The organism is Rhodococcus sp. UNC363MFTsu5.1 (assembly GCF_000686785.1).
Lineage (GTDB): Bacteria > Actinomycetota > Actinomycetes > Mycobacteriales > Mycobacteriaceae > Rhodococcus_G > Rhodococcus_G maanshanensis.
Genome location: NZ_JMLO01000017.1, coordinates 36,614 through 61,260, shown reverse-complemented (window position 1 = coordinate 61,260; position 24,647 = coordinate 36,614). Strand labels below are relative to the sequence as shown.

Below are 24,647 nucleotides of genomic sequence, written 5' to 3'. Positions count from 1 at the left end.
GCCATGCGCGGCCCGATGGCCGCCGCCGCTGGCCCGCCGTCGAAGAAGCCGATGGACTTCGGTCCGTCCGCGCGGCGCCTGCTCGGACGCCTCGCCCCGGACAAGCTCGCGATCGGGCTGGTCCTCGTCCTCGCGGCGATGAGCGTGGTGCTCAGCGTGGTGGCCCCGAAGATCCTCGGGCACGCAACCAACATCATCTTCGACGGCGTCGTCGGCAAGCAGCTGCCCGCGGGCCTCACCAAGGACCAGGCCGTCGACGAGCTGCGGGCGCAGGGGCAGGGCACCTTCGCGGACATGGTGTCCTCGATGGACGTGGTGCCGGGCACCGGGATCGACTTCGGCGCGCTCGGCCGCGTGCTCGCCGTCGTGCTCGTGATCTACCTGGCGGCCTCGTTGTTCAGCTGGGTGCAGGGCTACGTGCTCAACATCGTGGTGCAGCGCACCATCATGCGGCTGCGCGCGGACGTCGAGGAGAAGATCCACCGGCTGCCGTTGCGCTATTTCGACACCAACCCCCGCGGCGACCTGCTCAGCCGCGTCACCAATGACATCGACAACATCGCCCAGACCGTCCAGCAGACGATCAGCCAGTTGCTGACGTCCGTGCTCTCGGTGATCGGCATCCTGGCCATGATGCTGTGGATCTCGCCGCTGCTGGCCCTGGTCGCAGTGGCCACCGTGCCGCTGTCGGTGCTGGCGACCACGCTGATCGCGAAGCGGTCGCAGAAGCACTTCGTGGCGCAGTGGACCACCACGGGCGCGCTGAACGCGCAGATCGAGGAGTCCTTCACCGGGCACGAGCTGGTCACCGCGTTCGGCCGCCAGCGTGAGGTCGGGGCCGCCTTCGACGAGCGGAACGAGCAGCTCTACCAGTCCGGGTTCAACGCACAGTTCATCTCGGGCATGGTGATGCCTGCGATCAACTTCCTCGGCAACCTCAACTACGTGGCCGTCGCGGTGGTCGGCGGCATGCGGGTGGCGTCCGGGTCGATGAGCCTCGGCGACGTGCAGGCCTTCATCCAGTACTCGCGTCAGTTCACCCAGCCGCTCACCCAGATCGGCGCGATGACCAACCTGATGCAGTCCGGCGTCGCGTCCGCCGAGCGGGTCTTCGCGCTGCTCGACGAGGACGAGCAGTCGCCGGACCCCGTCTCACCCGCCTCTCCCGTGGTCCGCCGTGGTCACGTCCAGTTCGAGAACGTGTCGTTCCGCTACAAGGAGGAGCAGCCTCTCATCGAGAACCTGTCGCTGACCGCCGAGCCGGGACACATGGTGGCGATCGTCGGCCCGACCGGGGCGGGCAAGACCACCCTGGTGAACCTGATCATGCGTTTCTACGAGGTGGACTCGGGACGAATCAGGTTGGACGGCACCGACATCACCACCATGTCGCGCGACGACCTACGGTCCCGCATCGGGATGGTGCTGCAGGACACCTGGCTGTTCGGTGGCACCATCCGGGAGAACATCGCCTACGGGCATCCCGACGCCACCGAGGCGCAGATCCGCGAGGCGGCCCGGATGAGCTACGTGGACCGTTTCGTGCACTCGCTCCCGGCCGGGTACGACACCGTCATCGACGAGGAGGGCGGCAACGTCAGTGCAGGTGAGAAGCAGCTCATCACGATCGCGCGCGCGTTCCTGTCGCAACCGTCGATCCTGATCCTCGACGAGGCCACCAGTTCGGTGGACACCCGCACCGAGTTGCTCGTCCAGCACGCCACCGCGGCGCTGCGCAGCGACCGGACGAGTTTCGTCATCGCGCACCGGCTCTCGACCATCCGCGACGCCCACCTGATCGTGGTGATGGAGGAGGGCCACATCGTCGAGCAGGGCACCCACGAGGAGCTGCTCGCCCGGCGCGGGGCGTACTTCGAGCTCTACAACAGCCAGTTCGTCGGACCGGCCGAGGCGGCCGTGTGAACCGGCTGATTGGATGACACGGTGAGCCAACCCTTCTTCACCCTCGGTACCCGGCTGCCGGGCCGGCTGGGCCGTACCGGCACCATCCACACCCCGCACGGCGAGATCAAGACCCCGGCGTTCATCGCGGTCGGTACCAACGCCACCGTCAAGGCGGTGCTGCCGGAGACGATGAAAGACCTTGGCACGCAGGCTGTCCTGGCGAACGCGTACCACCTGTATCTGCAGCCGGGTCCGGACATCGTCGACGAGGCTGGCGGCCTTGGCCGGTTCATGAACTGGCCGGGTCCGACGTTCACCGACAGCGGTGGATTCCAGGTGATGTCGCTGGGTGTCGGCTTCAAGAAGGTGCTCTCGATGGACTCCGTCGGGGTCCAGTCCGACGACGTGATCGCCGTCGGCAAGGAGCGCCTCGCGCACGTCGACGACGACGGGGTGACCTTCAAGTCACACCGGGACGGCTCCCGGCACCGGTTCACGCCGGAGATCTCGATGAGCATCCAGCACCGGCTCGGCGCCGACATCATCTTCGCGTTCGACGAGCTGACCACCCTGTTCAACACCAGGGGTTACCAGGAGGAGTCGGTCGAACGCACCCAGGCGTGGGCGGTGCGGTGCATCGCCGAGCACGAACGCCTGACGGCCGAGCGCAGCCACCGTCCCTACCAGGCGCTGTTCGGCGTCGTGCAGGGCGCGCAGTACGAGGACCTGCGCAGGAAGGCCTGCCGGGGGCTGGAGTCGATCGTCGGCGAGACCGGCCAGGGCTTCGACGGCTACGGGATCGGTGGGGCACTGGAGAAGCAGAACCTCGGGACCATCGTGCGGTGGTGCAACGAGGAGCTGCCCGAGCACAAGCCCCGGCACCTGTTGGGCATCAGCGAGCCGGACGACCTGTTCGTCGCCATCGAGAACGGGGCCGACACGTTCGACTGCGTGAATCCGTCGCGGGTGGCGCGAAATGCCGCGATTTACACGACCACCGGCCGGTTCAACATCAACACGAGCCGTTTCCGGCGCGATTACAACCCGATCGACGACGAGTGCGACTGCTACACCTGCAAGAACTATTCGCGGGCGTATCTGCACCACCTGTTCAAATCGAAAGAAATGCTGTCGTCGACGCTCGCGACCATTCACAACGAGCGATTCACCATCCGATTGGTGGACCGGATCCGGGAGAGCATCGACGGCGGCTACTTCGACGAGCTGAAGGAGCAGACGCTAGGACGGTTTTACGCGACCAGTCGCGTGTAGCCGTCAGCTCGCGATCACGTACGTCGGTTCGTGCTCTTTGACGAAGGCGATGGCGCGGTAGGTGATCGGCATGACCAGCACCTCGACCAGGGTCTTCCACAGGAAGCCGACGATCAGGTAGTTGAAGAAGTCGCCCCAGGTGCTGATCCCGATCGCGCCCGCCGCGATGGCGCAGAAGATCAGGGTGTCGGCGAACTCGCCGACCACGGTCGACCCGATCAGCCGCGCCCACAGGTGCTTCTCCTTGGTGCGCTCTTTGATGGTCACCATCACCAACGAGTTCAGCAACTGGCCGACGAGGTATCCGGACAGGCCTGCCAACAGCAGCCGGGGGTACACCCCGACCACCGCCTCGAGCGACGCCTGGTTCTCGTAGAAGTCCGCGGACGGCAATCGCAGCAGCAGCCAGAAGCACGCCGACGCCAGGATCAAGGCCCCGAAGCCCAGGTAGATGGCCCGTCGGGTGGCCTTGAAGCCGTAGACCTCGCTGAGCACGTCGCCGAGGATGTAGGCCAGCGGGAAGAGGAAGAACCCGCCGTCGGTGATGATCGGCAGGATCTGCAGCGGGCCGATGCTGAGCTCGGTGCCCGCGAAGAAGGCCACCCCCTTGGTGGCGCAGATATTCGAGATCAGCAACACGGCGGTGAAGAGCGCCACGATGGTGGGGTAGTAGCCGCGACTGACGTGCGCGAACGTCGCGTGCTCGGGGTTCTTCTCGGCGTGCTCTGACACTGTCACGACGCCATCCAAGCATCACAACGCCGCAGGGCGCGACCTCGACCCATTCGGGAAGAGCTCGCGCCCTGCGGCGGGTGCGCGGTTTGTCCGGTTGTCCGGATCAGGGGGCGATCGGGCCCCTGACCACCACGCGGTAGGCGTAGGTGGAGGCGATGACGGTCAGCGGGATGGTCACCAGCAGGCCGAGGCCGCACAGCAGCGCGCCCACGATGTTGATGCCGACGAGCGCCAGCGCGAGGAGCAGCAGCGGTCCGACATTCTGCGAGATGGAGCTGAAGCTCGACTTGATCGCGGTGATCGCGTCCTGGTTCTGGTCGATGACGAACTGCAGCGTCCACCAGGTCAGGAACACGATGATCAGGCCGGGGATGATCAGCAGCACGAAGCCGATCGCCGAGAGGACACCGACGATGACGCTGGCGAGGATGATCGCGCCGACGTTGTTGAACTGGAAGAACGAGCCGATCGCCGGCTTGTTGCCGTCCACCTCGTGCAGGGCCCCGCGGATCATGGCCGCCTGGATGAGGTATCCCACGACGGTGGTCACGATGGTGCCGAGGATGCTCCACGGCGAGAAGGCCTCGGAGAAGTCGGTCGAGTTGCCGGTGCCGAAGATCAGGCTGAGCGCCACCTGGATGACGGCGGCGATCAGCACGATGCCGATCCAGATCCCGGCGTTGCTCTTGAACTTGTTCCAGGCGTAGCCGAGCGCGTCGCCGACCGTCAGCTGCGGGGTGCCGCCGGGGCCACCGAAGCCGGGGGCCGAGAACGCGTCCGCACCGTACCCGGGCGGCGGGGGGTAGCCGCCTTCGCCTGCCCCGTATCCGGGCGGCGGCGGGTAGCCGCCGGGCATGTTGGGGACGCCGCCCTGCTGCGGGTATCCGGGTGGGGGCGGGTAACCGCCGGGCTGCGGCGCGCCCTGCTGCGGGTATCCGGGCGGCGGCGGGTAGCCGCCGGGGGTGCCGCTCGGCGGCGGCGGGTAGCCACCGGGCGGGGGCGGGTAGCCGCCGGGAGGCGGGGTGGCGCCGGGCTGCGGGTATCCGGGCGGGGGCGGGTAGCCGCCGGCAGGCGGATTCTGCGGCGGAATCGGATTGTCCGGGGTGCCCTCGTTGCCGGGCTGGCCGGGCGGTGGGTTTTCGCTCACAGTCGTCCTTCTGTTGTGCGGTCGAGTTGTCGTGCTTGGCGAATCCGGCAAATGCCGGTTCGGGTGAAACGGCGGTGCGACCGGGCATTCACCCGATCGCACCGCGGTGATCTGTCAGCCCTTGACGACCTGGGTTCCGCCTGCCAGTTCGTCGTGCTTGCCCTGCTTGGTCGGGCTCGAATTGATCGTCACCGCGATCACGATGACGGCGATGAGGCTCAGGAGCCCACCGATGAACGGGATGATGTTGAGCAGGTTGAACGCCTCGCGGATGGAGGCTTGCTGCGGGGTCGGGTTGCCGCCGCCGGGACCGCGCACGCTCAGTCCGAGCATCTTCTTGCCCGGGGTCCAGCCCCTGATGTCGAAGACCACGAAGTACGCGAACGTCAGGATGCCCGAGACGAGTCCGCTGATGGCGATGTTGTCGGCGCCGCCGAAGGCGATCAGCAGAATCCAGGTGACGATTCCGACCAGGATGTAGTCGACGAGCCGCGCGCCGAACCGGAGTCCGAGGCTGCCGGGTTCGGCGCCGCCAGGGAATGCGCCCCCCGCGCCCTGGTCGTTGAATTGCGGCGGAGTCGGGTAGGACGGCTCGCCTGGTTGGTTCTGGTTCTGATCAAATCCACCGGTGGTCATGTTTTCCCCTCGGATACGGTCTGATTGGTGCCATTCAACGGTGCTCGTCATTCACAGTGCTTAGTGACCCTACGTGCGATCACCATTGCCCGGTACCCTGTCGTTCGCCGAATACGTTTCGATTGGGCAAACATCCACTAAAGATCCGCAAATATCCAGGCGGTTCGCGGAAGCGCAGCGGGATCGAAACCTCGAAGTAACTCGTCCAATCCGGGCTTGTCGCCTGCCTCGGCCATTCCGAGGGAGGCGGCCAGGATTCCGCGCACCTCGTCGGCGGTGCGTCCCAGCGCCCGTTGATCGGCAAGGGTGACGGCGCCGTCGCGTTTGGCCAGCCGCTTACCATCGGCATTGAGTGCCAGCGGGACGTGCGCGTAGCGCGGCACGGTCAGCGCGAGCAGCGAGGCCAGGTAGGCCTGCCGTGGGGCGGAGGAGAGCAAGTCGTCACCGCGCACCACCTGGTCGATGCCCTGCTCCGCGTCGTCGACCACCACGGCCAGGTTGTAGGCCGCGATGCCGTCGCCACGCCGGAGCACCACATCGTCGATGGCGCCGGTGTAGCTGCCGTGCAGCTCGTCCTCGATGGCGAACTCGGAGATCTCCGCGCGTAGTCGGATGGCCGGTGGTCGGCCGGAATCGTGCTTGGCCGCGATCTCGGCGGCGCTCAGGTCACGGCAGGTGCCGGGGTAGTGGCCGTCGGGTCCGTGCGGTGCCGAGACGGCATGTTGGATTTCTCTTCTGGTGCAGAAACATTCGTAGGTGCGCCCGGCGGCGGTGAGTTCGTCGATGGCGGCGTCGTAGTGCGCCAGGCGCTCCGACTGCCGGACGATCGGACCATCCCAGTCCAGCCCGAGGGCTGCGAGGTCGTCGAGCTGCCGCTTCTCGGCGCCCGCCCGCACCCGGTCGAGGTCCTCGATTCGCATCAGGAATCTCCGGCCCGTCGAGCGGGCGAACAGCCACGCCAGCATCGCTGTTCGGAGGTTGCCGAGGTGTAGGTCACCGGACGGGCTCGGCGCGAACCGTCCGGCACCACTCGCGACTGCTTGCAGGTCGCTCGAAATTGAACCGCGCGGGGCCGACTGTGGCATGAGGTCAGCCTATCGAGTGATGGCCACCCGCCCGGCATGGTCCAGGTGTGACGTCGGCCCCGCCGGGGAGGGGCGGGGGCCGACGTCACACCTGAGGGGGCTCAGCTGCTGAAGGCGCCGACCAGGCTGCCGAAGATGCCGCCCGCGCCGGTCAGAACCTCGGAGATGACGTCGATTCCGCTGCTGCCGGTGTCGGCGCCTGCGGCTGCGATGGGGGTGATGTCGGCCATGGGATTCCTCCAGGAAGTCTGTGTCGTTCGATCTGCACCGCGGACTGTATCGGAGGTTCTGCGCGCGCGCATCCGTTGGAATCGCGGGGTTTCTGTTCGGTTAACGTCAGCCGAATCGACGGGAAACAACCTGTGCTGCAACCCTTCCGGAATGTGAACAGATCGTGTATCAAACCGGCGCGGGAGCGGGTCCGGTCGGCCGTCGGCGGTGTGATGCCGCCCGCCCTGGCCTCCTGGGAGTGCATCTGCGGACATCGATGAAGCTTGAAATCCGTTGATGGGCACTGTGGTTCGACAGTACTGGCCCGAAAATGAAAGAGCCCCGCCCGAAAACTCTTGGGCGGGGCCGATCTTGGGTGAATATACGTCAGCTGATGGTCACGTTGTTCAGCGTGTCGAGCACGGCCTTGATGGTCGTGCCGAGGATGCCATCGATGTCGACGGCGGTCGCGGCGCCGGTGTCGAGTACGGAGCTTCCGGTGTCTGCCATGGTGGTTCCTCCCGAGTGGATTGTGCGTCGACGGCCGACGCATCGCGGACAGTAGTGAAGGGTCCCGCGCCGCGCAGCGCGAGCGAATCGGCCGCCGCCGCCCGAGCGACTGCGGCCCGATCGATCGTCGTGGTCACGCGGGTTCCTGCCCGGGCAGCGCCCTTCACAGAGTGTCGACCGTCACATCGACTCGGGTGGCTCAGGCGTGCCTGCCGAGGAGGCCGAGGACCCGCGACTGCTCGTCGGCGTCGGCGGGAACCGCGACCACGGGGCCGCAGACCCCTGGCCCGTGCAGGGCCTCGCCCATCCGCTCCGCGAAGCGGGCGAGCATCGCCAGGTCTGCGGGATCGATGGCCGTGTCGGCGCCGGTCGCCTTCGCGATGTCCCAGCCGTGCACCACCAGGTCGAAGGTGTAGAAGGAGCCGAAGGTGTCGGAGACCTTCGCCGTGCCCATCTGGCCCTCGTACTCGCGATCGGCCCGCTCGGGATCGTCGAGGATCGCCTGCACGGCGTCGCGGGTCTGTGTCCAGGCCCCGACGGGATCGACATCGACGTCGGGGACCGCCGGCAGAGTCATGCCCGCGGCGTTGACCGGGAAGGACTGGGTCTCGATGACGTGCCGGAGCACGTCCCTTGCGGTCCAGCCCTCACACGGGGAGGTGTTCTCCCAGCGGTCGGCTGGCACGGCTTCGACGCGGCTGGTCAGGTCGGCGGCGAGCCGCCGGTAGAGATCGGCATTGCTGGTCGTGGTGGTCATGACTCCATGGTGCGACCCGCCGACGAGCCGGTCTTGAAGATTCGCGACATCCGTCCACCCCGGATACAACGATGGCCCCGGTCCGAAGATCGGGGCCATGGCTGCGGCCGGGATGTCCAGCGCATTCGTCAGCTCAGGCTGCCGCCGTAGAACAGCTGGAGAAGGGCTGTGGCGGCCGAGTCGATCGGGGTGCCTTCGAGGCTGCCGGCGGCGATGGTCGGGGGGTAGGAGATGTCGGTGACGTTGGACATGTGGACCTTCCGAATGGTCGGTTTGTTTCATCGAGTGATGGGGACCGTAGCAAGGGCGGCTGCCGGGGGAGAGGCGAATAGGGGAGCGCGATCTCGCAGAACTGCGGTGACGGGCGAGGCCGGCTCGACCAGTTCATCGGGAGCGGCCCCGGATACAACGATGGCCCCCGATCCGGAGATCGGGGGCCATCGCGTGGCGGAGGATAGGGGATTTGAACCCCTGAGGGCGTTAACCCAACCCGCGTTCCAGGCGAGCGCCATAGGCCACTAGGCGAATCCTCCGTGGGCGAGCATACCGGCTCACCCGCCAGGAAATGAAAACGGCCCCCCGAACCGGGTGAAAGTTCGGCCGCCTGTCCGCCCGCGCGGTGGGCATGGCTACACTCGTGGACGGATCCCGCGCGGCGCGCATCCTGTGAACTCCCCCAGGGCCGGAAGGCAGCAAGGGTCAATGGGCTCTGCCGGGTGCGCGGGGTCCCCTTTATTTTCGCGCACCTCATGTCAGCCGCGCCGGTGAAAGGTCTTTCGGCATGCCTACCCAAACCCAAGTTGGGTTGATGAGCCACGAGGAACTCCGTTCGGAGCACGAACGTCAGTCTGCGAAGTACGCGCAGCTCAAGACCGAGAAGCTCACCCTCGACCTGACCCGCGGGAAGCCGTCGCCCGAGCAGTTGGACCTCTCGCAGGCACTGCTCGCGCTGCCCGGCGCCGAGTACCGCGACGGCAACGGACTGGACTGCCGCAACTACGGCGGCCTCGCCGGGCTGCCGGAGCTGCGCGCGATCTTCGGTGAACTGCTCGGCATCCCGACCGAGAACCTGTTGGCGGGCAACAACGCGAGCCTCGAGATCATGCACGACGTCATCGTGTTCGCGCTGCTGCACGGCACCCCCGACTCGGCGCGGCCGTGGTCGCAGGAGCCGAAGATCAAGTTCCTGTGCCCGAGCCCCGGCTACGACCGGCACTTCGCGATCACGGAGTCGTACGGGATCGAGATGATCCCCGTCCCGATGCGGCACGACGGCCCGGACGTGGCTCTGATCGCCCGGCTGGTCGCCGAGGATCCGCAGATCAAGGGGATGTGGGCGGTGCCCACCTACTCGAACCCGACCGGTGCGGTCTACTCGGAGGAGGTCGTGCGGACGCTGGCCTCGATGCCGACCGCGGCCCCCGACTTCCGGCTCATCTGGGACAACGCCTACGCGGTGCACCCGCTGGTCGAGGAGTTCGAGGCCCCGCTGGACGTGCTCGGCATGGCGGCGGCGGCGGGGCATCCGAACCGGCCGCTCGTGTTCGCGTCGACGTCGAAGATCACCTTCGCGGGCGCGGGCGTCAGCTTCGTCGGCGGGTCGACGCAGAACCTGGCCTGGTACCAGCAGCATCTGGGCAAGAAGAGCATCGGGCCGGACAAGATCAACCAGCTGCGGCACCTGATGTTCTTCCAGGACGCCGACGGGGTGCGGTCGCACATGGCCAAGCATCGCGAGATCCTCGCGCCGAAGTTCGCGCTGGTCCTGCAGATCCTCGAGGACCGGCTCGGGGCGTCGAAGGTGGCGTCCTGGACCGAACCCAAGGGCGGCTACTTCATCAGCCTCGATGTCGTCGAGGGCACGGCCAAGCGGGTCATCGGCCTGGCGAAGGAGGCGGGCATCGCGTTGACCGCCGCCGGCTCGGCCTTCCCGTACGGCACCGACCCGGAGGACAAGAACATCCGGCTCGCGCCGAGCTTCCCGTCCACCGACGACCTCGCGAAGGCGATGGACGGGGTGGCGACCTGCGTGTTGCTGGCCGCCACCGAGAAGTCACTCGAGCAGGCGTAACCGGGGCGAACCTGCCCCGGTCCGCCCGCCCGTCGTCACGGCAGCCGGCCGCCCGTCGATGCCGAGCCAAGCCAGGTGTGCGGGTTGCCGTTCCAGCACCAGCCCAGTTTCGGTCGGCGCTTGCTGATCCACAGCGCGGGCACCCGCTTGTCGCCGCAGCGTGACGACAGCAGTGAGAAGCACTTGTTCTTGCGGAGCATGTCGGGGCGGACGGCGATCAGCGCGATGCCCTCCTCGACGGTCAGCCCGGTGCGTCCCTTCGCGGTCAGCGACGCCAGCGCGGTCTCGGGTGTGACGTTCAGGTACTCGCTCCCGGTGTCGATGTCGAGCAGCACGTAGCCGATCCCGTCCGGTATCTCGACGGACTCGATCGGCCGGAACGCGGCGAGCTCGGCGGGCTCGAGGTCCGCGAACCCCTGCTGGGTGCCGAGGGCGGTGCGCGACATCGCCGCGTGCGCGTCGATGGATGCGCCGAGTGCGGTGCGGGCCACGACCAGAACGAACGGGATGTGGTCCTCGCCGTGGTCGGCGGCGCATTCCGGGTTGGCGAGCACTCTCGCGCGGAGCGGTTCCAGTGCGGCCGCGAAGTCGGCGTCGGACAGCCCGGTCATGGCGGGGTAACCAGCCGCGGTGAGTGCGCCGATCTGGCGGTCGAACTCGATGTCGGTCGGAGTTGTGGTCAAGGATCCCTCAGTTCCGTACGGTGTACCGAACTCAACGGGCCGGGTCGCGGGATTGTTCCCGGACGCGGGAGAGTCGAAAGTTCGCCGTCGAAAATGGCAGGATCGGGCCATGGCACTCACGCTGCACCTCGCCGGAGACGCTGACGCGGACGCGCTGCTCGCCGCGGATCCACTCGCCCTGCTGATCGGCATGTTGCTCGATCAGCAGATCCCCATGGAAGTGGCCTTCGCCGGGCCGAAGAAGCTCGACGATCGGCTGTCCGGCCTGGACGTGCACAAGATCGCGGAGATGGATCCGGACGCGTTCCTCGCGCTCTGCGCGACCCCGCCCGCCGTACACCGCTTCCCCGGGTCGATGGGCAAGCGGATCCAGGACCTGTGCATCTACCTCGTCGAGCATTACGACGGCCGGACCGAGGCGATCTGGACCGAGGGTGATCCCGACGGTCGCGAGGTCCTCAAGCGGCTCAAGGCGCTGCCCGGCTACGGGGATCAGAAGGCCAGGATCTTTCTCGCGTTGCTGGGCAAGCAGATTGGCGTCGCGCCGGAGGGTTGGCGGGAGGCCGCCGGGGCGTACGGCGACGACGGTTCGCGCCGCTCCATCGCCGACGTCGTCGACGACCGCACCCTCGGCGAGGTCCGCGAGTTCAAGAAGTCCGCGAAGGCGGCGGCGAAGGCCGCGAAGGCGAAATGACGTTGCACCGTTCCCGACCCATGGAGGGTGCGGGAACTCGGTGCACGTCCGGTCAGCTGCCGCTCGACCCTGAGCTACCGCCGGTGCCGGCATCCGTGACGGGGTCGGTGCCGCCGTTGGCGGAGGGGAACAGGTATCCGGTGGAAACGCTTTTGAGCGTGGTGTTTTCGCTGCTGGGGACCTTCGCCCGCCAGTTGACGATCGGGTTGAGGGCGCCGAACGGCCCGCACCCGGTCGCGCCGGGCAGCGCGAAGCCACTGGCCTCGTTCGCCACGTTCGACATCCACACCGTGCCTGCCGGGTAGGTGTCCTCGAAGTGGGACTGAACGGGGTTCTCGGGGGTGTTGACGTTGTCGAGCTCGAAGACCACCGGGTTCTCGGGGGAGCCGATGTAGCAGTTGTCGCCGAGGAAGGCGTTGTTGATCTTCAGCCGGACCGGCAGCGTGAGGTCGAAATCGGTGATGATGCCGTTGAGTTTGGGTACCGAGACCGCCTGCACCTCGGAGGTGACGCCCGCGAGGCCGAAGAGGTTGTTCAGCGGCAGATCGACCCCGAGAACGCCGCCCGGCACGGTCATCGGCTTGCTGTAGACGCCGAAATGCCCGTCGTCCCTTGGGACCATGTCGCCCTCGGGCGGGAGCGTCGCGGCGATGATCATGTCGCCGTCCTTCATCGGCAGCGTGAAGCCGTTGTTGTCGAAGGTGCCGCTGTTCACGACGACGCTGAGGCAGCCCTCGCCGACCGCGGGGTCGCAGACCACGCCGCCGGGGACCGGGGTGGTGCCGGGCGCGGCCGAGGCCGTCGGTGCGGCGAGGACCAGCGCGCCACCGGCGGCGAGCCCGGCGACAACGCGCCGGGCGGATCGATGTCGATGCTCAGATCTCTTCATGCGTTTCCTTCACCAGTCGACGGGCTGTGGCGGGATGTCTGCATGCGTGTGTCATCCCGGATGAGCTGTGCTTGCAATCACATTCGAAAGACAAGACAGAGTTATAGCACGCGCCAAGTCATTCGTGTCCTTTTCTAAGGAAAGACATTCGCCCTGGTGAAAAGCCGCAAACCTCGCAAACCATCTGTGCCAGACTCTGCGGCCATGAGGTTCGTGCGAATCGCCGGAATCGCCACGCTCATCGTGGTTTGCGGTGTCGTTGCTGCCTGTGGTGAACCACAGGAGGAGGCCGCCGGCGCGGAGCGAGGCCCGGTCGCGAGTGCCGCCGGGGTGACCGCACCGGCATCGGTGGAGCCGACGGCCGACGGATCGGTACCGGCGATCGAGCGACCGGCCGCAGCAGCGGTGGTTCCGCCGATCGCCGCTCCTGATCCCGGGCCGTCGGTACCTCCGCCGGCTCCCGAACCCCCGCCTGCCCCCGAACCGTCGCCGATCCCCGCACCCCGCGCGGCGGCCTCGATCGACGCGCGTAGCCCAGATCAGGTCGTCGCGGAATCGGGGGAGAAGGGGCAGCGCTATCTCGGTGCGCTCCGGGCGGCGGGCCTGCCGCCGTCCGGGATGGACGCGGCCGAGATCCTCTACGCGCAGGGTGCCTGCGAGGCGCTCGCGGACGGCACGCCGCGGCAGGAAGTGTTGCGGGAGTTCGCCGGAGTGGGCCAGGCGTACTCGAGATTCATCCCGATGTCATCGGATCAAGTGGCCGAGACGTACGTCTCGGCCGCCGAGCGGGTCTACTGCTGAGCGTCTGGAAACGGACCACTCGACGTCGCTCGGCGGCCGAGCATCAGCCCGCGAGCTTGCTGAAGTTCGGGAAGTTGGACAGGTCCCAGCCGCCGTCGACGACCAGGCTCGCGCCGGTGACGTAGCTGGCGTCGTCGCTGGCCAGGTAGAGGCACGGCCCGGCGACCTCGTCGGGTGTCGCGGCTCGAGCCATCGGGATGCGCTCGAGGAACATCGCCTGGGCCGGCTCGTAGGCCAGCACCGGGGCGACCAACGGGGTGTCGACGAGTCCCGGCAGCACGGAGTTGACCCGGATGCCCGACGATGCCAGCTCGAGAGCGGCGTTCTTGCTGAACATCTCGACGCCGGCCTTGCCGGTCGCGTACGGGCTGCCCCCTGGCATCGGCATGCGGGCGTTCAGCGAGGAGACGTTGACGATGGCCCCGCCTGCCCCCATTCGTCGGGCCTCGTGCTTGGTGCAGAGGAAGACACCCTTCTGCACGAGGTCGATGGTGAAGTCCCAGTCGGCTTCGTCGAGATCGACGATCGCGCCGACGCGGGACGCGCCCGCGACATTGAAGGCCAGATCCAGTGCCCCGAACCGCGTCACCGCGGCGTCGAGGGCCGCCGCGATCTCGCCCTCCTTGGTCACGTCGGCGGTGACGGGCAGAAACGCCTTGCCGAACTCGGTTGCCATGGCGCCGAGTGCATCCCCGGCCAGGTCGATCCCGACGACGTTCGCGCCCTCGGCCATCAGACGGATCGCGATGGCCTCACCGATGCCGGATGCGGCGCCGGTCACCGCCGCAGTCTTGCCGGCAAATCTGTTCTCACTCATCCGTGCTTCTTCCGTTCATCGATGGGTGGGTCACTTCTGACCGGCTCGCAGGAACCGCCCGGTGCGACGGGTTCCGAGCACCGGGGTCGGTTCCCCGTCCCGGACGACGCATTCGCCGCCGACGAACACCGCGGTGACCGCGTCGTCGTTCCGGTTCACCATCCTGGAGAGGCCGTCGTACTCGGGGACCGGGCACTCGGCGTAGGCGTCGAGAGTCGAGTCGAGATGCGCCGGGTCGATCACCACCACGTCGGCCCGGTCGCCCTCGCGCAGGTGCCCGGCGTCGAGGTCGTACCAGTCGGCGAGCTCGCCGGTGAGCCGGTGCACGGCCTGCTCCACCGACATGAACGGATTCCCCGATCGCTCGGCGTCCTGCACGCGACGCAGCAGGCGGAGCCCGAAGTTGTAGAAGGCCATGTTGCGCAGGTGCGCGCCGGCATCGGAGAAGCCCAGCTGGATACCGGGATCGGCGGCGAACTTGTTGAGCACCTCGGGACGGTGGTTCGAGATCGTGGTGCGCCACCGAACCTTGGTGCCGTACTCGACCACCAGGTCGAGGAAGGCGTCCACCGGGTGCACCCCGCCCCGGTCGACCCCGACCTGCCCGAAGGTCTTGCCGATCACGGATGCGTCTGGGCACTCGACGATCTCGGCGTCGAAGAAGTCGCGGTGCCAGACCCGCGGCCCGTACTTCTTGTCGTAGTCCTTGCGGAACCGGCGGCGGTAGGACTCGTCGGCCAGCAGCGCGCTCCGCGCCTCGAGCTGGCTGGACAGGTCCAGCGCCGCGGCACCGGATCCGAACTCCTCGAAGACCGGCAGATCGATGCCGTCCGAGTACACCTCGAACGGCACGGGCAGGTGCTGCCACCGGAAGTCCCCGCGCATCCCGTTGACGGCCCGCGCCATCGCCGGGAACACCTGCGCCACAGCCGGTATCGCCTTGACGTCGGCGGCCGAGAGCAGGCTCACCTTCAACGGACGGCGGAAGAGCCCGACGCTGCTCAGCGCCAACGCGACCATGGACTGCGGGCGGCCGACGTCCGGGCCTGCCTGCAATGCCCGGCCCCGGCGGCGCAGGATCCCACTGAGCCTGCGACGTTCCTGCCGTGTCGAGTACGTCGAGGGCAGGGTCCGGGACCGGCAGACCTCGCCGTCGAGCTTGTCGAACAGCAGCTCCTGCGAGGACATGCCGATGAAGCCCGCGTCGAGCGCCTCCTCGAGCTTGGCCGCCATCGCGTCGAGTTCGGCCGGGGTGGGCTTGACGTCCTTGCGGGTCGCCCGGTCCAGACCCATCTGCGCGGCACGGATGTCCGAATGGCCGATGAACGAGGCCACGTTCGGGCCCAACGGCAACGCCTCGATCGCCTCGACGTACTCGTGTGCCGAGGTCCACGTCTGGGACTCGGTGAGCGTGTCGACCACGAACTTGCGTGGAATGGCCTCGACCCGGCCGAACAGATCGCCCGCGTCGGAGGGGCCGGCATGGACCGCCGACAGGGAGCACGACCCAAGGAAGATCGAGGTGACGCCGTGCCGCACCGACTCCTTGAGCCCCGGGCTCAGGATGACCTCGACGTCGTAGTGGGTGTGGATGTCGACCATGCCCGGGATGACCCACTTCCCGGCGGCGTCGACCACCTGCGGGCAGTCCGACTCGTCGAGCGCATCGACCGACACGGCGGCCACCCGCCCGTCACGGATGCCGAGGTTCCTGGTCTCGGACCGTGCGCCGGTGCCGTCGAACCACCGGCCGTTCTTGATGATTACGTCGTAGCTCATCGGAGTCCACCCCATTCTCGAACGTTGTCGGCTTTCAAGCAGAGGTCCATCAGAGCACGACCTCGGTGCGCATCGTCTTGCCGGTCGCGTTGCGAGGCAACGGAACCGTGGTGATCCGCCACCGAGCCGGGACCTTGAAATAGGCGAGGCGCTCGCCCGCGAAGGCCCGCAGCTCCTCCTCCGTGATCGCGCCCTCCGACCGCGTGACGACCACCGCGGCCACCTCTTGACCGAGGTCGGGGTGGTCCACGCCGAGCACCACGCACTCGAGGACCTCGGGGTGCTCGTCCAGGCACTGCTCGATCTCCATCGGGTACACGTTCTCGCCGCCGCGCAGGATCAGGTCCGACCTGCGCCCGGTGAGCCGGACCATGCCGTTCTCGATCACACCGAAGTCGCCGGTGCGGAGCCAGCGGTCCTCGGTGATCGCCGCGGCGGTGGCCTCTGGGTTGTCCCAGTAGCCGAGCATCACGTAGGGGCTGCGCGCGCAGATCTCGCCCTCCACCCCGTCGGGGACCTTCTCCCCGAACGGGTCCCTGACCTCAACGGCGACCCCGATGATGGGCCGGCCGAGGGTGCCGGGGAACTGCGCGAGATCGAGGGGGGTGGCGACGGAGATCGCGGTGGCACTCTCGGTCTGGCCGTAGCTGTCGACCAGGGAGTTGCGCGCGAACGGCACCTTCTCGCGCAGGCGGTCCTGGAACGCCGCGGACGACGGCGCCGCCGACAGCGCGAACGCGGTGACCGAGGAGAGGTCGTATCGCGACAGATCCTCGTGCTCGAGTAGACGATTCGCCATGGTGGGGACCGCGGCCCAGTTGGTCACGCGCTCGCGTTCGACCAGCCGGAGCATGCGATCCACGTCGAACGAGCCCTGGTAGATCACCACCGCGCCGCCCGTGGCCAGCCGGGGGACTGCCAGGTTGTGCAGGCTGGCGATGTGGAACAGCGGCGAGGTGAGCAGGTACCGCCGGTCGCTCGGGGCATCCGAGTTGGGGTCGCCGCCGGTGAACGCGGCGGCGAGCGCATCGCTGAACCGGTGGTAGTCGATGGTCGCGAGCACGTTTCGGTGCGAGTGCACCGCGCCCTTGGGTCGGCCACTGGTCCCGCTGGTGTAGAGGATCAGCGCCGGATCGTCCTCGTCCACGTCGGTGTGCGGCAGGTCGGAGCCGGCAAACTCGGCGATCAGACGCGGGACGTCCTCCTCCATGGTCAGCACCGGGACGTCGGTGCCGAGCTCGCCGAGCAGCGCGGCGCGCTTGGCATCGGCGACCACGACGGTGGGCTTGGTGTGGTCGATGCCGTACTCGACCTCACGCGGCGCCCACCAGGCGTTGAAGCCGACCGCGATCGCGCCGAGTGACTGCGCCGCCCAGAAGGCGACGAGCCATTCGGGGGTGTTGGCGGCCAGGATGCCGATTCGGTCGCCCTTGCCGACGCCGTACCGCTCACGCAGCGCGGTCGCGAGCGCGGCTGCAGCGGCCCCGTGTTCCGCGTAGCTCATCCGGCGATCCTCGGTGACCAGGTAGTCCCGGTCACCGTGGGAGAGCGAGGCCCTCAGGACGTCGCCGAGCGCCCGGTCGCGGTTCTTCATGACCGGGATCTCGGCCCCGAGCACGCTCTCGACGCCCAGCTCGAAGCGGCCGCCCGGGCCCGTCAGTCCGGCCATCACGGAGGCGATGTAGGCCTGGGGGTCAACAGACTTCGTCACTGCATTTCCTTTCGGATCGTGTCGTACCCGGTCACGGAACCAGCACCGCTCGTCCGCGGATCTTGCCCGCTTCGAGGCGGTCGAACGCCGCTCGGGCGTCGTCGAGGTCGAACCGGTCCACCTCGACGGTCAGTCGCCCGGCCTGCGCGAGCGCGATGGAGTCGACGAGGTCACTTCTGGTGCCGCCGTAAGACTTCCGGACCGAGGCGCCCCACGGCCAGCCGGGGCCACCCGCCGGGTCGGCCGTCACGCCGGGGACGCCGCCGCCGAGCCCGACCATCCGGTACGCGCCGTTCGGTGCCACGGACTCGACCGCCATCTGGGCGGTGGGGTCGACGCCGACGAAATCGAACACCGCCTCCGCGCCGCGGCCGCCGGTCAGCTCGAGGATCTGGCGCGCGGTGTCGGGGCCGGATTCGAGGGTGACGTCGGCACCGCAGCGCTTGGCCAGGTCCAGCTGGTCCTGGCCGAGGTCCACCGCGATGATCCTGGTCGCGCTGAGCGCGCGCAGGATCTGCACGGCGACGTGCCCGAGGCCGCCGACGCCGATCACCACGGCGGTCGAGCCGGGACGGAGGTGCTCTTTGGCGCCCCGGATGGCGTGGTAGCTGGTCAGTGCGGCGTCGGCCATCGGAGCCGCCTGGAGGAAGTCCAGGTCTCCGATGGGGACGAACGACCGGGCGGGGATCCGGACGTACTCGGCCATGCCGCCGTCGGGGCCGAGCCCCGGGCACGGCGGCATGGCGGTCCGGCCCGCGGCCAGGCAGACGTTCTCGTTGCCGCTGATGCACTCCCGGCAGACGCCGCACGACCAGCACAGGTAGACGATCCCGCGCTCGCCGACCTGGCGCCCGTCGACCTCGCTGCCGACGGCCTCGATGGTGCCCGCGATCTCGTGTCCGATGGTGAGCGGTTCCTCCCGCATCTTCACCGGGAAGTGCAGCAGGTGCAGGTCGGAGTGGCAGATGCCGGCCGCACCGACGCGGATCAACAGGTCGGACGGGCCGATCTCCGGTACGGGGACGTCCCGGATCTCGATGACACCCGGATCCGTGAGCTGTAGTGCCCTCACAGGGAAACCTCGCTTCGTGCCGATCGAACGGCCTCGTTGGTGGCGTGCAGATAGGCGTCGCTGCGATCGGAACCGATCAGTCCGGGCGCCATCTTGTTCATCGTGTAGGCGAAGGTGACCCGGTTGTCGAGGTCGTTGACGAGCATCGAGCCGCCGAACCCGGCCCACCAGCACACCCGGCCGTCGCGCACCAGCGGGGCGGTGTCCGGGTGGGGGAGACCGTAACCGATGCCGAACCGCAGCGGGGTGAGGATGCCCAGGTCGATGCCGTCGGCCTGCTGCTCGAAGATCAGGTCGATGGTGGCCTGGGAGAGCAGGCGCGTGCCGTCCACTTCGCCGCCGCAGGAGATCAGCGACTGCAGGCGGGCGACCGAGCGCGCGTTGCCGTGACCGTTCATGGCGCCGAGCTCCGCCTGCCGCCATTCGGCGGTGTTGACCTTCGCCATGTCGAGCCACGGGCAGGTCACCGTCTTGACCAGGATGCTGTCCTGATCGAGCGTGGACATGTCGAAGTTGAGGTCCGGCGCGGGGATCATCGGAGCGATCCGGCCGAAATGCTCGGGGCCGGTACCGATGTGGAAGTCGGCACCCAGCGGTCCCGCCAGCTCCTCGGCGAAGAAGCGGCCCAGGCTGCGGCCGTCCACTCGCCGGATCACCTCGCCGACGAGGTGCCCGTAGTTCAGTGCCTGGTAACCCGACGCGGTGCCCGGCTCCCACCAGGGCGCCTGCGTGGCCAGCCGGGCGCTGGCGGCCTCGGTGTCGTAGATGTCTTCGAGTTCGATCGGCCGCTCCCAGCCGGACACCCCTGAGGTGTGTGAGAGCAGATGCCGAACCTCGATGTCCGCCTTGCCGTTCGCCGCGAACTCGGGCCAGTAGTGCGAGACCTTCTGGTACACGTCGAGTTCGCCGCGATCGACGAGGAGCAGCGCGCTGAGCGCCGTCATCGTCTTGGTGATCGAGAAGACGTTGACGATGGTGTCCTCGGCCCAGGGCGTTGTCCGCTCCTGGTCGGCGTAGCCACCCCAGACATCGACGACGGGCGCACCGTCGACGGTCACGCAGATGGATGCGCCGAGTTCCTCGCCCGACGCTAGCTGCTGTTCGAGTGCATCGCGGACCGGCTCGAAGCCCTCCGCGCAGAATCCCTGTGTCAGTGCCATGTCGATCTCCTCCCTCACGCGTTCTGCATGGCGCGGGCAGGCACGGGCAACGCGTTGCCCGCGGCCTGGGCGCGCTTGCCGCCGCTGACGATTTCCTTCTTCAGGTTGCGCACGTAGGGATCGAACTCGCACTGGATGGTGTGCCTGGGCGACTTGTAGTACGGCTTGAGGTAGTACTCCTCGTCGGCGGCGAGGACGGCGCCCATCTCGCTGGGGGCAGGCGGCAGGTACTTGCCCGCGAGGTAGGCGGCGACGAGCTTGCTCTGCTGCTCGGCGAAGTTGACCAGGGTCGGCATCGGCTGCGCGAGGCCCATGAAGAACAGGTTGTCGATGTCGGGCTTCATCATTCGCTTGAACAACGGGAAGCGGTTCTCGCTGTCGGGCAACAGGTTCGGATCCGAGAAGAACGGGAAGCTGATGTGGTAGCCGGTGGCGCAGACGATCACGTCGACGTCAAGGGTGCTGCCGTCGGTGAAGCGCACCTGCTTGCCCTCCAGCGCGGCGATGGCCGGCTTGAACGCGATGTCTCCCGAGCCCGCCTTGCCGAGGAACTCGCCGCTCGCGGACGGGTGCGCCTCGAAGGGCAGGTGGTCGGGCTTGGGCAGACCGTAGCCCTCCATGGAGCCGAGGTTCTTGTTCAGGAAGCGCCGCTTGAGCGCCAGCGAGATCGGGCGCGGTATCCAGGCGGGCATCGACATCTTGTCGCCTGCCGTGCCCTTGAGGTACTTCGGCAGCACCCAGACCCCGCGACGGGCGGAGACGGTCAGTGTCTTGGCCAGGAAGCGCTGCGAGAGCTCGGAGGCGATGTCGAGGCCGGAGTTGCCCATCCCGACCACCACGACGTTCTTGCCGCGCATGTCGATCGGGTCGAACGGATCGTTGTATGCGTGGCTGTGGATGAGCGTGCCGTCGAACTCGCCGGGGTAGTCCGGGGTCCGCGGATCCCAGTGATGGCCGTTGCACACGATCAGCGCGTCGTAGGTGCGCGCTTCGCCGTTGGACAGCGTGACGGTCCACAGCCCGTCGTCGTCGCGCTCCGCGTGTTCGACGGAGGTGTTGAACGTGATCGTCTCCCGCAGACCGAAGTGGTCGACGTAGTCCTTGAAGTACTGGAACAGCTGCGAGTGGTGCGGGAAGTCGGGCCACTCGGCGGGAACCGGGAAGTCCTCGAACGCCAGGCGCCACTTGGAGGTGTCGATGTGCAGGCTCTGGTAGCAGGCCGACATCCCGTTGGGGTTCTTGTAGTACCAGTTGCCGCCGACCTCGTCGGAGGCCTCGAAGCAGTCGTAGGGGATGCCGTAGTCCTTGAGACGCTTGGCGGTGGTGATTCCTGACGGACCGGCGCCGATGACGCAGACGCGGGGCAGGTTCGGGGAGTGCATGGCGATCTCTTTCTGCCGGGGATCGATGGGCCGCGGTCTCGTCCTTCCTGGCCGGCGCGGTCGCGGCGCCGGTGGGAACACGACTGTGATGACTACAGCAAGTACGACTCGATGTGACCTGCGACATAGACTAGCGTTGACTGACGGTCTGTCAAGTGAATGACGTAAAGTTGCTTTTCTGGCGATGCGGCCACTTACTGGGCCGCGAGTAAACTCCGATTGGTGGTGGACGCAGTGAGCAATGCGACGAGCGCGGGCAACAGGCGCGGCACGCTCCGGGCCGAGCAGAAGCGGGCGACCCGCGCGCGGCTGCTGGAGTCGGCCCGGGGGCTCTTCGCCGCCAGGGGCTACGCGGCCGTGACGGTCGATGACATCGCCGCCGAGGTCGGCTGCAGCCGGGCGACCTTCTATCTGCACTTCCCAGGCAAGGTGGACATCCTGCTCGCCGTGGCCGAGGACGGCATGGCGCCGAGCGCGCTGGCCTTCTATCAAGACCTCGACCGCGTGCTCGACACCGGATCGCGTGCCGAGTTCACGGACTGGATCACCCGGGCCATCGAGTGGTTCCAGCTGTACAAGGAGATGCTCCCGGCTTGGGACGAGGCGACGGCGCTCGAGCCCGACTTCCGCGCCATCGCAAGGGACGGGATCCTCGCCCTCCCGAACTCGATGACGAGCTATCTCGCACGCTGGCCCGAGGACAAGCGCGACGAGGCCAGGCTCCGCGTCGAGCTTCTCGTGACGCAGCTCGAACGGTTCTTCACCCGGTGGGCGATGCTGGGAACGATCGACGTCTCCGGCGGGGAGGCTGCCGAGGTCCTGACGGACATCTGGTTCCCTGCGCTGACGGCTCCCGCCGCGTCGTAGCGCCTGCAGTGTCCCCCGGTCGGGGGACACGCGATTCATCCCCTGTGGGGGCCGCCCGGTGGACAGAGCTGGCGGTGCGGCCGGGTGATAGTTGTCTCAGCGCCGGAACGGTCCGGCCCGAGATGTCAAACATCCACCCGGACAGGATCATTCACCATGAGCATTGCCACAACCCGCAGCCGTCGCCTCGCCCGCATCGCCATCCTGCCTCCGCTTGTCCTGGCCTTTGGCGCCACCCTCGGCCTCACCGGCGCCGCGGCGTCCGCCGGAACGCTGCCCACGACCGGTCCCACGATCGCGATGACGATCACGAACAACACCGGTCAGCCGATGGTGCTGCGGGGCTCGGACAATCCGTACGGCGAGTGGATCCAGGGGCCGCGGGCGGTGCTCGCGCCGTGGAGCTCGCAGATCGTCACCGCGACGAACAACGATCCGCGGGGGATCGGTGTCGATGTCACCTACGGATTGCCGGGCGACGCCCAGGCCGTGTTCATGGCGAACAACTACCAGGGTGACGCGAACCTGGACGGGACGAGGATGACCGGTCAGGACGGCATGTACTACGGCATCGCGAGCACCATGGACACCGGCTTCCCGAACCTGAACGCCGGCTACACCGTCACCATGCATCCCTGAGGCGGCTGCGCCGCCCGTGAGTGATTCGCACCCCTACCGGGGTACGAATCACTCACGGGCGGCGAAGCCGCCTACTCGGACATCGCGGCCCGAACCTTCTCGGTGTCCGCGGCCGTCCAGCCGTTGGGCGCGAGGATGGCCGCCCAGATGTTCGCGGCGTCCGCCTGGAAGGTGTGCCCGTGGCCGTCGGGCACGTCCGCCGAGAAGACCATGTCCAGGGTCACCTGCCAGAATGTCACGAACGGGATCCAGCGCATATCGGGGTTGACGTCCGGGCCGAGCGGCTCGCGCAGCCAGTCCGGCCGGTTCAGCAACAGGTCGAACGACCACCAGGTGATCGGATCGCTCGCGTGCTGCCAGTAGACGATCCGGGGCATGCCCCAGGGGCCCTCGAGTTCGAGATCCTGTGCGGACGAGGCGAACCGGACGTTGGTGCCGCCGTCGATCACCGGAAGTCGTTCGGGCGAACCGGGATCGCGCCCCTCGGTGACGCCCGACCACTGCGGGGAGAAGTTCGGGGTACCAACCCACAGCGCGCCATCGGTTCGGGCGAGCATGTCCTGGGCTCCCGCGAACGCGGACTGGCCGCCGAAGGAGCCGAGGCTCTCGCCGAACGCCAGCAGCTTCGGGCGGCTCTCGGCGGGCCGGGACCCCCATTCCCGGTAGACGGCCTCGAACAGTGCCCTGCCCGCCTCCTTGGGCGATTCCCGGTCCGCGATGAACGACAACGCGCTGGGCAGGAAGGAGTACTGCATGGACGCGATCGCGGAATCGCCGTTGGCCGTGTACTCGAGCGCGCCCGCGACCGAGGCGTTGACCCAGCCGCGGCCGGTGCCGGTGGCGACGGCCAGCACCGCGCGGTCGAATGCGCCGGTCCGCACCAGTTCCGCGACCACCTGATCCGCCGCGTCCGAAATCGACTCCGCGGACTCACGTCCCACGTACACGCGGATCGGGGTCAGCGCGGGGCGGCCGGTGGCCGCGGTGATCTGGTCTGCGGTCGGACCGCCCGCGACGAAGGTGCGGCCCTCGCGCCCGAGGCTCTCCCACGGCTCTGCGGACGCGGGAGAACCCGAGCGTTCGGGCATCTCGGGTCGGGTCACGTTGTCGGCGGTGCCGTGGTCGGACGCGGCGGCCGACCGGTTCGCGAGGCCGATGAGTCCTTGGTAGACGATGCCGTTGACGATCATCAGGCCGACTGCGACCACGACGGCCAGGCTCGCGACCCTGGCCACCGGTGCGGGCACATAGCGGCGGCCGAATGCCGCCATCCGGTTGGTGGCCGTCCGGGTGGCGCGGGCGATCCAGAGGAGCAATGCGGCGATACCGAGAGAGATCAACAGCACCAGAAGGTAGTTCGCCTCGTGCTCTTTCTCGACACCGACGAGGTCGCGCACCACCTGCTGTGACACCGCGCCGAGGATCGCGAAGGTCGGGACGAGGACCACCGTGAACCCGAGCAGGGTCCATCGGCCGATCCGCTTGGTCCGCTCGGAGTATCGAGGCGAGACACCGCATCTGCGCACCGCCCAGGCCGCGAGGCAGCCGATCCCGTAGCCCGTCGCGATGCTGATGCCGGTGGCGACCCCCTGCAGGTACCACACGCGCGGCAGCAGGGAGGGCGTCAGCGACCAGCAGAAGAAGAGCAGCGCGACGGCGAGGCCGACGGGATGGAGTGATCGGCCGTAGCGGCGCGCGCGATCGGCGAACCCGTCGGTGTCCGGGGTGCCCGCCGGGTGCGGCCCGGCAGGGGGGAGCGTCGTCGTCATCGTCATCGTCGTTCCTGGTCCGGTCGCGGCGCCTCCGGGCGGGAGGGTCGGCTGCT

General features: G+C 68.0%; 24 protein-coding genes, 1 tRNA gene and 1 other RNA gene. 8 read left to right on the top strand and 18 right to left on the bottom strand.

Annotated elements, in window-relative coordinates:
- Positions 1 to 3: 3 nt before the first annotated feature.
- Positions 4 to 1,923 (top strand): ABC transporter ATP-binding protein, encoded by a 1,920-nt coding sequence (locus tag BR31_RS0115125; protein ID WP_037176817.1) that lies wholly within the window; start codon positions 4 to 6, stop codon positions 1,921 to 1,923.
- A 9-nt stretch (positions 1,924 to 1,932) separates the two neighbouring features.
- Positions 1,933 to 3,177 carry a tRNA guanosine(34) transglycosylase Tgt gene (gene tgt / locus BR31_RS0115120; protein WP_027501690.1) on the top strand — a complete coding sequence of 415 codons (1,245 nt, stop codon included), beginning with the start codon at positions 1,933 to 1,935 and terminating at the stop codon, positions 3,175 to 3,177.
- 3 nt (positions 3,178 to 3,180) lie between these two features.
- Here tgt and BR31_RS0115115 read toward each other — a convergent pair whose 3' ends face one another.
- The 9 genes from BR31_RS0115115 to BR31_RS0115075 form a co-directional block, all read right to left on the bottom strand.
- Positions 3,181 to 3,915 carry a queuosine precursor transporter gene (locus tag BR31_RS0115115; protein ID WP_027501689.1) on the bottom strand — a complete coding sequence of 245 codons (735 nt, stop codon included), beginning with the start codon at positions 3,913 to 3,915 and terminating at the stop codon, positions 3,181 to 3,183.
- A gap of 100 nt (positions 3,916 to 4,015) precedes the next feature.
- Positions 4,016 to 5,059, bottom strand: coding sequence for a membrane protein (locus tag BR31_RS0115110; RefSeq protein WP_027501688.1), 1,044 nt, complete (start codon positions 5,057 to 5,059; stop codon positions 4,016 to 4,018).
- A gap of 114 nt (positions 5,060 to 5,173) precedes the next feature.
- Positions 5,174 to 5,695, bottom strand: a complete 522-nt coding sequence (locus BR31_RS0115105; protein ID WP_027501687.1) for an RDD family protein — start codon at positions 5,693 to 5,695, stop codon at positions 5,174 to 5,176.
- Between the two features lie 137 nt (positions 5,696 to 5,832).
- Positions 5,833 to 6,780, bottom strand: coding sequence for a tRNA glutamyl-Q(34) synthetase GluQRS (gene gluQRS / locus BR31_RS0115100; protein ID WP_051637451.1), 948 nt, complete (start codon positions 6,778 to 6,780; stop codon positions 5,833 to 5,835).
- A gap of 101 nt (positions 6,781 to 6,881) precedes the next feature.
- Entirely contained in the window at positions 6,882 to 7,010 is a 129-nt protein-coding gene (locus BR31_RS32465; RefSeq protein WP_269321353.1) for a hypothetical protein, read from the bottom strand.
- Positions 7,011 to 7,377: 367 nt separating this feature from the next.
- On the bottom strand, positions 7,378 to 7,500 hold the full coding sequence (locus BR31_RS32460; RefSeq protein ID WP_269321352.1) for a hypothetical protein: 123 nt from the start codon (positions 7,498 to 7,500) through the stop codon (positions 7,378 to 7,380).
- Between the two features lie 199 nt (positions 7,501 to 7,699).
- Positions 7,700 to 8,257 (bottom strand): TIGR03086 family metal-binding protein, encoded by a 558-nt coding sequence (locus BR31_RS0115085; protein ID WP_027501685.1) that lies wholly within the window; start codon positions 8,255 to 8,257, stop codon positions 7,700 to 7,702.
- Positions 8,258 to 8,385: 128 nt separating this feature from the next.
- The gene (locus tag BR31_RS32455; protein ID WP_269321351.1) at positions 8,386 to 8,508 is read right to left on the bottom strand and encodes a hypothetical protein; all 123 of its coding nucleotides are present in this window, start codon (positions 8,506 to 8,508) and stop codon (positions 8,386 to 8,388) included.
- A 194-nt stretch (positions 8,509 to 8,702) separates the two neighbouring features.
- Positions 8,703 to 8,790 (bottom strand) — tRNA-Ser (locus tag BR31_RS0115075).
- Between the two features lie 107 nt (positions 8,791 to 8,897).
- On the opposite strand from BR31_RS0115075, the gene ffs reads away from it, so the two are divergent.
- Together ffs and BR31_RS0115070 are read left to right on the top strand one after the other, a co-directional pair.
- Positions 8,898 to 8,992, top strand: an RNA gene (ffs, locus tag BR31_RS31160) — signal recognition particle sRNA small type.
- 46 nt (positions 8,993 to 9,038) lie between these two features.
- Positions 9,039 to 10,328, top strand: coding sequence for an aspartate aminotransferase type Ic (locus BR31_RS0115070; RefSeq protein ID WP_027501684.1), 1,290 nt, complete (start codon positions 9,039 to 9,041; stop codon positions 10,326 to 10,328).
- Between the two features lie 35 nt (positions 10,329 to 10,363).
- Here the strand turns inward: BR31_RS0115070 and BR31_RS0115065 are convergent, their stop codons facing one another.
- Complete coding sequence (locus BR31_RS0115065; RefSeq protein WP_027501683.1) at positions 10,364 to 11,011, bottom strand: DUF5701 family protein; 648 nt, start codon at positions 11,009 to 11,011, stop codon at positions 10,364 to 10,366.
- Between the two features lie 109 nt (positions 11,012 to 11,120).
- Between BR31_RS0115065 and BR31_RS0115060 the strand changes: the two genes are divergently transcribed.
- A complete protein-coding gene (locus BR31_RS0115060; protein WP_027501682.1) occupies positions 11,121 to 11,705 on the top strand; it encodes an HhH-GPD-type base excision DNA repair protein in 585 nt (194 codons plus the stop codon).
- 52 nt (positions 11,706 to 11,757) lie between these two features.
- Here the strand turns inward: BR31_RS0115060 and BR31_RS0115055 are convergent, their stop codons facing one another.
- Positions 11,758 to 12,594, bottom strand: a complete 837-nt coding sequence (locus BR31_RS0115055; protein ID WP_027501681.1) for a hypothetical protein — start codon at positions 12,592 to 12,594, stop codon at positions 11,758 to 11,760.
- Positions 12,595 to 12,798: 204 nt separating this feature from the next.
- Here BR31_RS0115055 and BR31_RS28825 point away from each other — a divergent pair, with 204 nt between their 5' ends.
- Positions 12,799 to 13,395 (top strand): DUF732 domain-containing protein, encoded by a 597-nt coding sequence (locus BR31_RS28825; RefSeq protein WP_156042499.1) that lies wholly within the window; start codon positions 12,799 to 12,801, stop codon positions 13,393 to 13,395.
- 43 nt (positions 13,396 to 13,438) lie between these two features.
- On the opposite strand, the gene BR31_RS0115040 is transcribed toward BR31_RS28825, so the two are convergent.
- The 6 genes from BR31_RS0115040 to BR31_RS0115015 are packed head-to-tail and all read right to left on the bottom strand — an operon-like array spanning position 13,439 to position 21,316.
- Positions 13,439 to 14,212, bottom strand: a complete 774-nt coding sequence (locus BR31_RS0115040) for an SDR family NAD(P)-dependent oxidoreductase (protein ID WP_027501679.1) — start codon at positions 14,210 to 14,212, stop codon at positions 13,439 to 13,441.
- Between the two features lie 30 nt (positions 14,213 to 14,242).
- Entirely contained in the window at positions 14,243 to 15,991 is a 1,749-nt protein-coding gene (locus BR31_RS0115035) for an N-acyl-D-amino-acid deacylase family protein (protein ID WP_027501678.1), read from the bottom strand.
- A 49-nt stretch (positions 15,992 to 16,040) separates the two neighbouring features.
- Complete coding sequence (locus BR31_RS0115030) at positions 16,041 to 17,702, bottom strand: steroid-24-oyl-CoA synthetase (protein WP_027501677.1); 1,662 nt, start codon at positions 17,700 to 17,702, stop codon at positions 16,041 to 16,043.
- A gap of 31 nt (positions 17,703 to 17,733) precedes the next feature.
- Entirely contained in the window at positions 17,734 to 18,774 is a 1,041-nt protein-coding gene (locus BR31_RS0115025) for an NAD(P)-dependent alcohol dehydrogenase (protein ID WP_027501676.1), read from the bottom strand.
- On the bottom strand, positions 18,771 to 19,934 hold the full coding sequence (locus BR31_RS0115020; RefSeq protein ID WP_027501675.1) for an EstA family serine hydrolase: 1,164 nt from the start codon (positions 19,932 to 19,934) through the stop codon (positions 18,771 to 18,773). The genes BR31_RS0115025 and BR31_RS0115020 overlap by 4 nt, the downstream gene beginning before the upstream one ends.
- A 14-nt stretch (positions 19,935 to 19,948) precedes the next feature.
- Positions 19,949 to 21,316, bottom strand: a complete 1,368-nt coding sequence (locus tag BR31_RS0115015; protein WP_027501674.1) for a flavin-containing monooxygenase — start codon at positions 21,314 to 21,316, stop codon at positions 19,949 to 19,951.
- 222 nt (positions 21,317 to 21,538) lie between these two features.
- On the opposite strand from BR31_RS0115015, the gene BR31_RS0115010 reads away from it, so the two are divergent.
- Positions 21,539 to 22,183: a TetR/AcrR family transcriptional regulator gene (locus tag BR31_RS0115010; protein WP_231496502.1), complete on the top strand. Its 645-nt coding sequence runs from the start codon at positions 21,539 to 21,541 to the stop codon at positions 22,181 to 22,183.
- Between the two features lie 156 nt (positions 22,184 to 22,339).
- Positions 22,340 to 22,822 (top strand): hypothetical protein, encoded by a 483-nt coding sequence (locus BR31_RS0115005; protein ID WP_231496501.1) that lies wholly within the window; start codon positions 22,340 to 22,342, stop codon positions 22,820 to 22,822.
- Positions 22,823 to 22,893: 71 nt separating this feature from the next.
- Here the strand turns inward: BR31_RS0115005 and BR31_RS0115000 are convergent, their stop codons facing one another.
- On the bottom strand, positions 22,894 to 24,591 hold the full coding sequence (locus tag BR31_RS0115000; protein ID WP_197023625.1) for an alpha/beta hydrolase: 1,698 nt from the start codon (positions 24,589 to 24,591) through the stop codon (positions 22,894 to 22,896).
- Positions 24,592 to 24,647 lie beyond the last annotated feature (56 nt).

Coding starts and splice junctions, on each gene's coding strand:
- gluQRS (WP_051637451.1), bottom strand. CDS start 6,780: ATGCCACAGTCGGCCCCGCGCGGTTCAATTTCGAGCGACCTGCAAGCA.
- BR31_RS28825 (WP_156042499.1), top strand. CDS start 12,799: ATGAGGTTCGTGCGAATCGCCGGAATCGCCACGCTCATCGTGGTTTGC.
- BR31_RS0115125 (WP_037176817.1), top strand. CDS start 4: ATGCGCGGCCCGATGGCCGCCGCCGCTGGCCCGCCGTCGAAGAAGCCG.
- BR31_RS32465 (WP_269321353.1), bottom strand. CDS start 7,010: ATGGCCGACATCACCCCCATCGCAGCCGCAGGCGCCGACACCGGCAGC.
- BR31_RS0115070 (WP_027501684.1), top strand. CDS start 9,039: ATGCCTACCCAAACCCAAGTTGGGTTGATGAGCCACGAGGAACTCCGT.
- BR31_RS0115105 (WP_027501687.1), bottom strand. CDS start 5,695: ATGACCACCGGTGGATTTGATCAGAACCAGAACCAACCAGGCGAGCCG.
- BR31_RS0115035 (WP_027501678.1), bottom strand. CDS start 15,991: ATGAGCTACGACGTAATCATCAAGAACGGCCGGTGGTTCGACGGCACC.
- BR31_RS32455 (WP_269321351.1), bottom strand. CDS start 8,508: ATGTCCAACGTCACCGACATCTCCTACCCCCCGACCATCGCCGCCGGC.
- BR31_RS0115055 (WP_027501681.1), bottom strand. CDS start 12,594: ATGAAGAGATCTGAGCATCGACATCGATCCGCCCGGCGCGTTGTCGCC.
- BR31_RS0115060 (WP_027501682.1), top strand. CDS start 11,121: ATGGCACTCACGCTGCACCTCGCCGGAGACGCTGACGCGGACGCGCTG.
- BR31_RS0115005 (WP_231496501.1), top strand. CDS start 22,340: ATGAGCATTGCCACAACCCGCAGCCGTCGCCTCGCCCGCATCGCCATC.
- BR31_RS32460 (WP_269321352.1), bottom strand. CDS start 7,500: ATGGCAGACACCGGAAGCTCCGTACTCGACACCGGCGCCGCGACCGCC.
- BR31_RS0115040 (WP_027501679.1), bottom strand. CDS start 14,212: ATGAGTGAGAACAGATTTGCCGGCAAGACTGCGGCGGTGACCGGCGCC.
- BR31_RS0115085 (WP_027501685.1), bottom strand. CDS start 8,257: ATGACCACCACGACCAGCAATGCCGATCTCTACCGGCGGCTCGCCGCC.
- BR31_RS0115020 (WP_027501675.1), bottom strand. CDS start 19,934: ATGGCACTGACACAGGGATTCTGCGCGGAGGGCTTCGAGCCGGTCCGC.
- BR31_RS0115015 (WP_027501674.1), bottom strand. CDS start 21,316: ATGCACTCCCCGAACCTGCCCCGCGTCTGCGTCATCGGCGCCGGTCCG.
- BR31_RS0115000 (WP_197023625.1), bottom strand. CDS start 24,591: ATGACGACGACGCTCCCCCCTGCCGGGCCGCACCCGGCGGGCACCCCG.